This window comes from Methylorubrum podarium, assembly GCF_022179745.1.
In the GTDB taxonomy this organism is placed as follows: Bacteria; Pseudomonadota; Alphaproteobacteria; order Rhizobiales; family Beijerinckiaceae; genus Methylobacterium; species Methylobacterium podarium.
Window position 1 is genome coordinate 1 of the sequence record NZ_BPRD01000314.1, and the last position, 8,553, is coordinate 8,553.

The window sequence follows — 8,553 nt, forward strand, 5'->3', positions numbered from 1 at the left end:
CTCAACCCGCTGCTGCAGGATCTCGGCCTCGCGATCCATCCGCCGCTGCTCTATCTCGGCTATGTCGGCTTCTCGATCACCTTCGCCTTCGCCGTCGCCGCGCTGATCGAGGGGCGGATCGACGCCGTCTGGGCGCGGGCGGTGCGGCCCTGGGCGCTGATCGCCTGGAGCTTCCTGACGCTCGGCATCGCCATGGGCTCGTACTGGGCCTATTACGAGCTCGGCTGGGGCGGCTGGTGGTTCTGGGACCCGGTCGAGAACGCCTCGCTGATGCCCTGGATCGCGGGCACCGCATTGCTGCACTCCATCGTCGTCATGGAGAAGCGCGACGCGCTCAAGGTCTGGACGGTCCTGCTCGCCATCCTCACCTTCTCGCTCTCGCTGGTCGGCACCTTCATCGTCCGCTCGGGGCTGCTCACCTCGGTGCACAGCTTCGCCTCCGATCCGAGCCGCGGCGTCTTCATCCTCGCGATCCTCGCGCTGTTCATCGGCGGCGCGCTCAGCCTGTTCGCGTGGCGCGCACCGAGCCTGCGCCAGGGCGGCCTGTTCGCACCGATCTCCCGCGAGGGGGCGCTGGTGATGAACAACCTGTTCCTGGTGGCCGCCTGCGCCACGGTGTTCGTCGGCACGCTCTACCCGCTGCTCCTCGAAATGCTGACGGGCGAGAAGATCTCGGTCGGCCCGCCCTTCTTCAACTGGACCTTCATTCCGCTGGCGCTGCCGCTCCTCCTGATCGTGCCGTTCGGGCAGGCGCTCGCCTGGAAGCGGGGGGACGCCGCGGCGGCGGCGCAGCGCCTGTTCGCGGCCTTCGCGGTGGCGCTCGTCGTCGCGCTCGCCGCCGCGGCGCTCACCTGGGGCGGTCCGATCATGGCCCCCGTCGGCCTCGGCTTCGGCGCCTACCTCATCATCGGCTCGGTGCTGGAGATCTGGGCCCGCGCCCGCGGCTACGGCCAGAACCGGACCCGCGACCTCGGCACGACCTGGCGCCGGGCGATCGGCCTGCCGCGCTCGGCCTGGGGCACCGCGCTCGCCCATGCCGGCGTCGGCGTCGTGGTGCTCGGCATCGCCGGGCAGGGCTGGGCGACGGAGGGTCTCGCGACGATCCGGCCGGGCGGTCAGGTCGCCTCCGGCCCCTACGTCGCCACCCTCGACCGGGTCGGCCCGACCAAGGGCAAGAACTTCGAGGAGACCACCGCCTTCCTGACGGTGCGCAACCGCGCGGGCGACTATGTCGGCACGGTCGAGACCGGCAAGCGCTTCTACCCGTCCCGCCGCATGACCGTGACGGAATCCGGCCTGAAGACGGTGGGCGTGAGCCAGATCTACGCCAGCCTCGGCGAGGTCATGCCCGACGGCGCCATCGGCATGCGGCTCTACTACAAGCCGCTGGTGCTGCTGATCTGGATCGGCTCGCTCATCATGGCGGCGGGCGGCGGCCTCTCGCTCACCGATCGGCGCATGCGCGTCGGCGCCCCGGTCAAGGCGCGTGCCAAGCTGCCCCCCTCCGCGGTGCCCGCCGAATGAGCCGCCTTCGCTCCACGATCATCGCGCTCGCCCTGAGCCTCGCGGCTCTCCCGGCGCTCGCCGTTCAGCCGGACGAGGTGCTGAAGGATCCCGCCATGGAGGCGCGGGCGCGGCAGATCTCGGAGGGCCTGCGCTGCCTCGTCTGCCAGAACCAGTCGATCGACGATTCCGACGCGCCGCTCGCCAAGGACTTGCGCGTGCTGGTGCGCGAGCGGCTGAAGGAGGGCGACAGCAACGGCCAGGTCGTCGATTACGTCGTGGCCCGCTACGGCGAGTTCGTGCTGCTGCGCCCGGTCTTCGGCTGGCACACGCTGCTGCTCTGGCTGAGCCCGCTCCTCGCGGTGGGGCTGGGCGCCTTCGGCATCTGGCGCCTGTCGCGCCGCCGCCCGCCGCCGCGGGAGGGCTTGTCGGAGGCGGAGCAGGCGGAGGTCGAGGCGCTGCTCAAGCGGCCGTAGGCGCGGCCTCCGCGAGGATTTCCACCTCGTCCGCCCCGCGCATCACGACCACGCGCCGCACGAAGCGCTCCAGGTCCGGCACGGCGCCGAGCACCGTCAGCTCCACCACCCGCTCGCCGCGCGGCCGCTTCTTCCGCCATTCCGCGTAAGGGTAGGCGTCGATCGGCCGGAACGTGTCCGCGCCGCGCGGTGCCGGGAAACGTCCCGTCGCGCCCGAATTGATGGCGGAGAGCTCGATCCGGTCGCGGTGGGCGGCGACCAGGGCCGCCGCGTCGATCTCCAGGATCTCGTGGGCGTGATCCCGGTAGGCGCGGCCGGCCAGCAGCGTCAGCACCCGCTTCCGGCTCAACCAGAAGAACACCCGTTCGTTGAGCCGGCGGTGCCAGTCCGCCGGGGTCAACCCGTCGCGCAGGCAGCGGGTCAGGGCCCGGTCGCTGAGCGGCTTCTGATCGCGCAGCACGATCCGGCCGAGATCGGCGCGCTCCAGCACGATCCCCTCCGGTCGCCGCCGCTCCGCCGCCGCGCGGGTCGCGTCGAGCACGGCGAACCGGTCGAGGGCGGAATGGGTGCTCAGGAGCCCGTGACAGCGGATCGTCGGCCAAGCGCCGGCCTCCGCCATGTGGAACAGGGTCGGGCAATCGCGCAGGAGTTCCGCGAGTTCGGCCTCCGTCATCGAACCATCCGTTTCACGCGCCGCCGCGGCGCCCTGCTTTCGCCCGATCGTCCGGGCAAGAGTCGCAGGCCGCACCCTCCTCCAACGCAGGCAAGACCGATCCGAGCGCCATGCCGATCGCCGCATCCCTCAGACGTCTCGCCCTCGCCGCCGGGCTCGCCCTCGCGGCCGGCCTCGCGATCAATCTCGCCGCCATCCGTTCGGCCAGCGCCCACCCGCATGTCTGGATCACGGCCAAGGCCGAGCTCGCCTACGAGGCGGGCCGCGTCACCGGCATCCGCCACGCCTGGACCTTCGACCCCGAATACACCGCCTTCCTGACCCAGGGGCTGGACGCGAACGGCGACGGCAAGCTCTCCCCCGAGGAATTGCAGGGCTCGGCCAACGAGCAGGCCGCCAACCTCGCCGAGTTCGCCTACTTCACGAAGCTCAAGGTGGCGGGCAAGGAGCAGGCCTTCGCCGAGCCGCAGGAGGCGCGGATGGCCATGGAGGGCGGCAAGCTCACCTTAAGCTTCCTGCTGCCGCTGAAGACGCCCGCCCCGCAGGGCAGGGGCGTCGCGGCGGTCGAGATCTACGATCCGACCTACTTCATCGCCTTCAGCCTCGCCGAGGGCGCCGACGCGCTGCGCCTCGCCGGCGCCGCCCCCGGCTGCAGCATGACGGTGACGCGGGCGAAGAACGCCGAGCCCGCGGTCGCCTCCGCCGGCCAGTCGATGACCGAGGCGATGTTCGAGGCGCTCACGGCGGCCGCGAATTACGGCGAGCAGTTCGCCAACCGGGCCATCGTCGCATGTCCCTGACCGCCGCGTTGCGCCCCGCGGGCACGGCGGGCGTCCGCTGGCCGCTTCGTCTGATCTTCGCCGCCGCTTCGGTGCTGGCGGCCGCCGGCCTCCTCGCCGCCGTCGCCTGGGTGCTCGGCCCCGTCGCCGCCCCGCCGCCACGCTCGCCCTTCGGCATCGGTTTTCGCGAGGCCGCCCCCGCCGCGACCGGGCTCGGCGGCTGGCTGCTCGCGGTCCAGTCCAATTTCTCGAGCCAGCTTCGCGCGGCGGTGACGGCGCTGAAGGCGGGCGGAACCTGGACGCCGCTCGTCGTGATGGGCTTCGCCTACGGCGTGTTCCACGCCGCCGGGCCCGGCCACGGCAAGGCGGTGATCGCCGGCTACATCGTGGCGGGCGAGCGCACGCTCCGGCGCGGCTTCGCCCTGAGCGCCGCCGCCGCCCTGCTCCAGGCACTCGTCGCCATCGCCATCGTGCTGGTCGGCGTCCTCGTCCTGCGGGCGACTGCCACCGGCATGACGCGGGCCGGCACCCTGATCGAGACCGTGAGCTTCGCCCTCGTGGCGGGGCTCGGCGCCGCGGTGACGTGGCGCAAGGCCGGGCGGCTCGCCGGCCTCGCCACCGATGCGCCGGCCGCCGCTTGCGGCCCCGGCTGCGGCCATGCCGGTCTGACGGACGCCGCCGCCCTCGACCGGCTCGACGGCTGGCGCGAGCGGATCGGCGTCGTGCTCGCCGCGGGGTCCCGCCCCTGCGCAGGGGCGGTGCTGATCCTCGTCTTCTGCGCCGCGCAAGGGATGCTCGCCGCCGGCATCGCCGCGACCTTCGCCATGGCGCTCGGCACCGCGCTCACCACCGGGGGGCTCGCGAGCCTCGCCGTCTTCGCCAAGGCCCTGGCCTTGCGCCTCGCGGGCGGGCGCGGTCAGGCCGGCGCCCTCGCGGTCGGCGGGCTCGAACTCCTGGCCGGGGCCTTCGTGCTGGTGCTGGGACTCGCCATGCTGTCGGGACTGGCCACCGGCCTGGGTGGCTAAACGCCCTCTCGCCAACGCCCTTCGAGCCGTGGCAGGCTGCCCTCTCGGATCGGGAGGAGCCCTGCTTGAGCGACCACGCCCTCGACGCCTTCGCGCCCCTCCTGAACTGGCGCCTTCTGAAGGGATCGCACGCCTTCCCGGGGCCGGACGGGGGCACCTGCATCAACGAGGCGGCTTTGGTGGCGGCGGGTCTGCCCTACCGGGCGATCACCGCGAGCGAGGACTGTCCGCCCTGCTTCTCGCGCCCGCTCGCGGCCTACGCACTCGGCCTCAACGACGCCATGCCGGAGGCCGAGCGGCAGGGTCTGATGGCCTTCGTGCTGCGGCTCTCCGGTTCCGCGGATACATCTGAGGTCGAGGCCGACCGCACCGCCTTCCTCGCGCTCGAGAGCGCCCGCCGCATTCTGCCGCCGCTCCTCGACGCGGCCGGCCTGCCGGCGCTCGCCGCCCGCTGCGAGACGGCCTCCGACGCGCCGGGGGCCATGGTCGCGCTGCGCGCCGCCGAGATGCAGGGCGGCGCGCTCGCCCACGCCGCCGCCTGCCGCCACGCCTGGGTCGTGGGCGCCCGCGCCTCCGCCGTGTCGCGCACCGCCACCGCGGCCCTGCGCGCCTTCGCCGACCCGCGCAGCGCCGCCGAGGTCGCGGAGGGGGCCGCCCCCTTCGCGGAGGGGACGTGGCGGACCGCGCTTCGGATTCTCGACGAGGCGCTCCGGATCGGCCGCCAGGCGCCGGAGATCGACCTGCTCTCCGCCCGCACTCGCCTGGAGGCGGCGCGGGCAAAGGTTCAGCCGTAAGCGCGCGGGCGCGGCTCCGCCGCGAGGTCGATGTCGAGCGCCTCGCAGTTGGCGAGCCAGCGGCCGGTCAGGTGATAGAAGAAGGTGCAATGGCCGACAACCGCGATGGTCCGCTCCGGCCGCGCCCGCAGCCAGTCGCGGAACCCCGCGACCCGCCGGTCGAACAGGGTCCGCGGCTCGACGTGCCATCCCTCCGGCCCCGCCTCCCCGTCCGCGTACCACCACGTTTCGGGCAGGTGATCGACCCGGAAGGCCGGGAATTCCTGCGCCAGGACCGAGGCCGCCCGGCCGATGTCGCAGCTGCTCTCCTAGCACTCCCGGTGCAGCACCTCCACCAGCACGTCGGGCCGGGACGGGTGATCGGAGAAGATGCCCGCGGTGGTCTGGAGCGCCCGGGTCAGCGGCGAGGTGACGACGAGCTCGAAGGGAATCGCGCGCAGCGCCTCCCGCGCGGCGGCGACCTGGACGTGGCCGCGCTCGGACAGGCGGGCATCGATATGGCCGGGGTCGCGCCCCGTCGCCTCGTGATGCGCGTTGAAGGTCGATTCGCCGTGGCGGATGCAGACGATGCGGGTGGAGGACGAGCGGGACATCGGCCCGATGTAGGCGGTTCGCGCCGGCCTGACAGCGGGCCGTGACGCCGCGGGCTCGGGCCGTCGATCCCGCACCGATCCGGACGAAGCGTCACGGTAAGGGACGAACGGCGCCGCTTTCCGGACAGCGCGGGCGGTTCCGGTGCGGGCCGGGGCCGAAGGTTGGCGAAGCGTCCCGTGGCGGCGCGACCCCCGCTGGAGGAGCCTTGGCAGGAACCGGCCGCCCGGCCGGCATCCGCCGATGGAGGCTCCCATGCTCCCGCTTCCCCTGTCCTCGCATCCCCGCTCGCCCCTCTCTCACCCGGCGCCAAGCCTGCCGCGCAACCTGCTGCTCGGCCCGCTGATCGCCCTGCTGCTCGCCCTCGTCGCCGGCATCGCGCCGGCAAAGGCCCAGGAGACGCGTGCGGAAGGCGGCGGCACGCTGCTGCTCCGCTCCGAGGGCGGCGCGCCGGTCGAGGCGCCCCGCCTCAAGGCGGATGCCGCGATCACCGTCAGCGGTCCGACCGCGCGGGCGACGATCACCCAGGCCTTCCGCAACACCACCGCGGAGTGGGTCGAGGGCACCTACCTGTTCCCGCTGCCGGAGGATGCGGCGGTCGATACGATGAAGCTCGTGATCGGCGACCGGGTCATCGTCGCCGACATCCGCGAGCGCGAGGCGGCGCGGCGCGTCTACGAGGCGGCCAAGGCCGAGGGCAGGGCCGCCGCGCTCACCGAGCAGCAGCGGCCCAACCTGTTCACCAACGCGGTCGCCAATATCGGCCCCGGCGAGACCGTGCTGGTGCAGATCGCGTACCAGCAGCCGGTGCGGCAATCGGGCGGCACCGCCTCCTTACGCCTGCCGACCGTGGCCGCCCCGCGCTACAGCCCGGCCCCGCCGGCCGTGACGGCCGCCGCCGAGAGGATCTCCGCCGCCGATCCCGTCCCCGACCGCCAAAAGATCGCGGCGCCGGTGCTCGACCCGGCCCGCCACGCGCCGGTCAACCCGCTGACGCTTCAGATCGACCTCAAGGCCGGCTTCCCGCTGGGCACGGTGCGCAGCGCCACCCACGCGATCCGTGTCGAGGAGGTCTCCGCGAGCGAGCGCCGGGTCACGCTCGCCGACGGCGCCACCGCCGCCGACCGCGACTTCGAGCTGACCTGGACCGCCGCTCCCGGCGAGGCGCCCGCGGTCGGCCTGTTCCGCGAGCGGGTCGCGGGGGGCGAGGCGGTGCTCGCCGTGGTGACCCCGCCGGAGGCCGCGAACCCGGCCGCGCCGATCCCCCGCGACGTGGTGTTCGTGATCGACAATTCCGGCTCTATGGGCGGCGCCTCGATGCGGCAGGCCAAGGCGAGCCTGCTGATCGGCCTCGACCGGCTGCGCTTGGGCGACCGCTTCAACGTGATCCGCTTCGATCACAGCTACGACGTGCTGTTCCCCGACGTCGTGCCCGCCGACGAGACCCATCTCGACCGGGCCAAGCGCTTCGTCGCCGGCCTGGAGGCCAGCGGCGGCACCGAGATGCTGGCCCCGCTGCGCGCCGCCCTGCGGGACGCGACCCCCGGGGAGACCGGCCGCCTGCGGCAGGTCGTGTTCCTCACCGACGGCGCCATCGGCAATGAGGGGCAGATCTTCTCCGCCATCGCGGCGGAGCGCGGGCGCTCGCGGCTGTTCATGGTCGGCATCGGCTCGGCCCCGAACGGCTACCTGATGAGCCACGCCGCCGAACTCGGTCGCGGCAGCGTCACCCAGATCGGCACGCCCGATCAGGTGACCGAGCGGATGCGCGCCCTGCTGGTGAAGCTGGAGAGCCCGGCCGTCACCGACCTGACCGCGACCTTCTCCGAGCCCGGCGTCGATGCCACGCCCGCCCGCCTGCCCGACCTCTACCGCGGCGAGCCGCTGACCCTCTCGGCCCGGATGGAGCAGGCGCGCGGGACGCTCACCCTCACTGGCCGGATCGGCGGACAACCGTGGCAGACGGTGCTGCCGCTCGACCGGGCGGAGGCCGGCACCGGCATCGGCAAGCTCTGGGCGCGCGCGAAGATCGCCGAGGCCGAGACCGCGCGGCTGACCGGCGGACTCTCGCCCGATGCCGCCGACGCCGCGATCCTGCGGCTCGCCCTCGACCACGGGCTCACCACCCGCCTGACCTCGCTGGTGGCGGTGGACGCCACCCCGCGCCGGCCGGCCGGCGCCCGCCTCGCCAGCACCGACCTGCCCCTCAACCTGCCGGCGGGCTGGGACTTCGCCGCCCTGTTCGGCGAGGACGAGGTGCAGCCGCTTCCCCCGCCGCGCCAGCGCCGCGCCGCCGCCCCGGCCGCCCAACTCGCCGCCGCGCAGCCGGTCGCGCTGCCGCAGACCGCGACGGATTTCGAGATCCGGGCCCTGCTCGGCGGCCTGCTGCTGGCGCTCGGTCTCGTCCTCGCCCGCCGCAGCCGCCGGGTCGCGGCGTGAGCGGGAGCGCAGGCACGGACGCCGCGCCGCGGCGTCCCGGCCGGACGGGCGTCTTCGCCCTTCCGGCCGCCCTCCTCGTCGTGTCCGGGCTGGTGCTGCTCGCGCAGGCCGCCTGGATCCCGGCCAAGGCCGCCCTGGCGCAGATTCTTCTGGAGCGCGCCTTCGCCCGTTCCCTCGCCGAGGGGACGGGCGTGCGGCCCTGGCCCTGGGCCGACACGGTGCCGGTCGCCCGCATCGTCTTCCCGGACTTGCGCGAGAGCTACGTGGCGCTCG

The 8,553-nt window shown here is 73.9% G+C and carries 7 protein-coding genes and 2 pseudogenes; 7 read left to right on the forward strand and 2 right to left on the reverse strand.

Going from position 1 to position 8,553, the window contains the following annotated elements:
- A partial coding sequence (locus MFF42_RS15760; protein WP_238256591.1) for a heme lyase CcmF/NrfE family subunit occupies positions 1-1,524 on the forward strand: 1,524 nt, incomplete at its 5' end.
- Entirely contained in the window at positions 1,521-1,979 is a 459-nt protein-coding gene (locus tag MFF42_RS15765; RefSeq protein ID WP_238256592.1) for a cytochrome c-type biogenesis protein, read from the forward strand. The genes MFF42_RS15760 and MFF42_RS15765, both read left to right, overlap by 4 nt.
- On the opposite strand, the gene MFF42_RS15770 is transcribed toward MFF42_RS15765, so the two are convergent.
- A complete protein-coding gene (locus MFF42_RS15770; protein WP_238256593.1) occupies positions 1,966-2,652 on the reverse strand; it encodes a DUF7002 family protein in 687 nt (228 codons plus the stop codon). The two genes, MFF42_RS15765 and MFF42_RS15770, sit on opposite strands and share 14 nt — an antisense overlap.
- 110 nt (positions 2,653-2,762) lie before the next feature.
- On the opposite strand from MFF42_RS15770, the gene MFF42_RS15775 reads away from it, so the two are divergent.
- The 3 genes from MFF42_RS15775 (at position 2,763) to MFF42_RS15785 (ending at position 5,250) form a co-directional block, all read left to right on the forward strand.
- Positions 2,763-3,452: a DUF1007 family protein gene (locus MFF42_RS15775; RefSeq protein WP_238256594.1), complete on the forward strand. Its 690-nt coding sequence runs from the start codon at positions 2,763-2,765 to the stop codon at positions 3,450-3,452.
- Complete coding sequence (locus MFF42_RS15780) at positions 3,443-4,456, forward strand: nickel/cobalt transporter (RefSeq protein ID WP_238256595.1); 1,014 nt, start codon at positions 3,443-3,445, stop codon at positions 4,454-4,456. The genes MFF42_RS15775 and MFF42_RS15780 overlap by 10 nt, the downstream gene beginning before the upstream one ends.
- Positions 4,457-4,521: 65 nt before the next feature.
- A complete protein-coding gene (locus tag MFF42_RS15785; RefSeq protein WP_238256596.1) occupies positions 4,522-5,250 on the forward strand; it encodes a hypothetical protein in 729 nt (242 codons plus the stop codon).
- On the opposite strand, the pseudogene MFF42_RS15790 reads toward MFF42_RS15785, so the two are convergent.
- Positions 5,241-5,843, reverse strand: a pseudogene (locus tag MFF42_RS15790) (histidine phosphatase family protein). The gene MFF42_RS15785 and the pseudogene MFF42_RS15790 overlap by 10 nt on opposite strands.
- A 253-nt stretch (positions 5,844-6,096) precedes the next feature.
- On the opposite strand from MFF42_RS15790, the gene MFF42_RS15795 reads away from it, so the two are divergent.
- Together MFF42_RS15795 and MFF42_RS15800 are read left to right on the forward strand one after the other, a co-directional pair.
- The gene (locus MFF42_RS15795) at positions 6,097-8,280 is read left to right on the forward strand and encodes a marine proteobacterial sortase target protein (RefSeq protein WP_238256597.1); all 2,184 of its coding nucleotides are present in this window, start codon (positions 6,097-6,099) and stop codon (positions 8,278-8,280) included.
- A pseudogene (locus tag MFF42_RS15800) lies at positions 8,277-8,553 on the forward strand (class GN sortase); the annotation flags it as partial. The gene MFF42_RS15795 and the pseudogene MFF42_RS15800, both read left to right, overlap by 4 nt.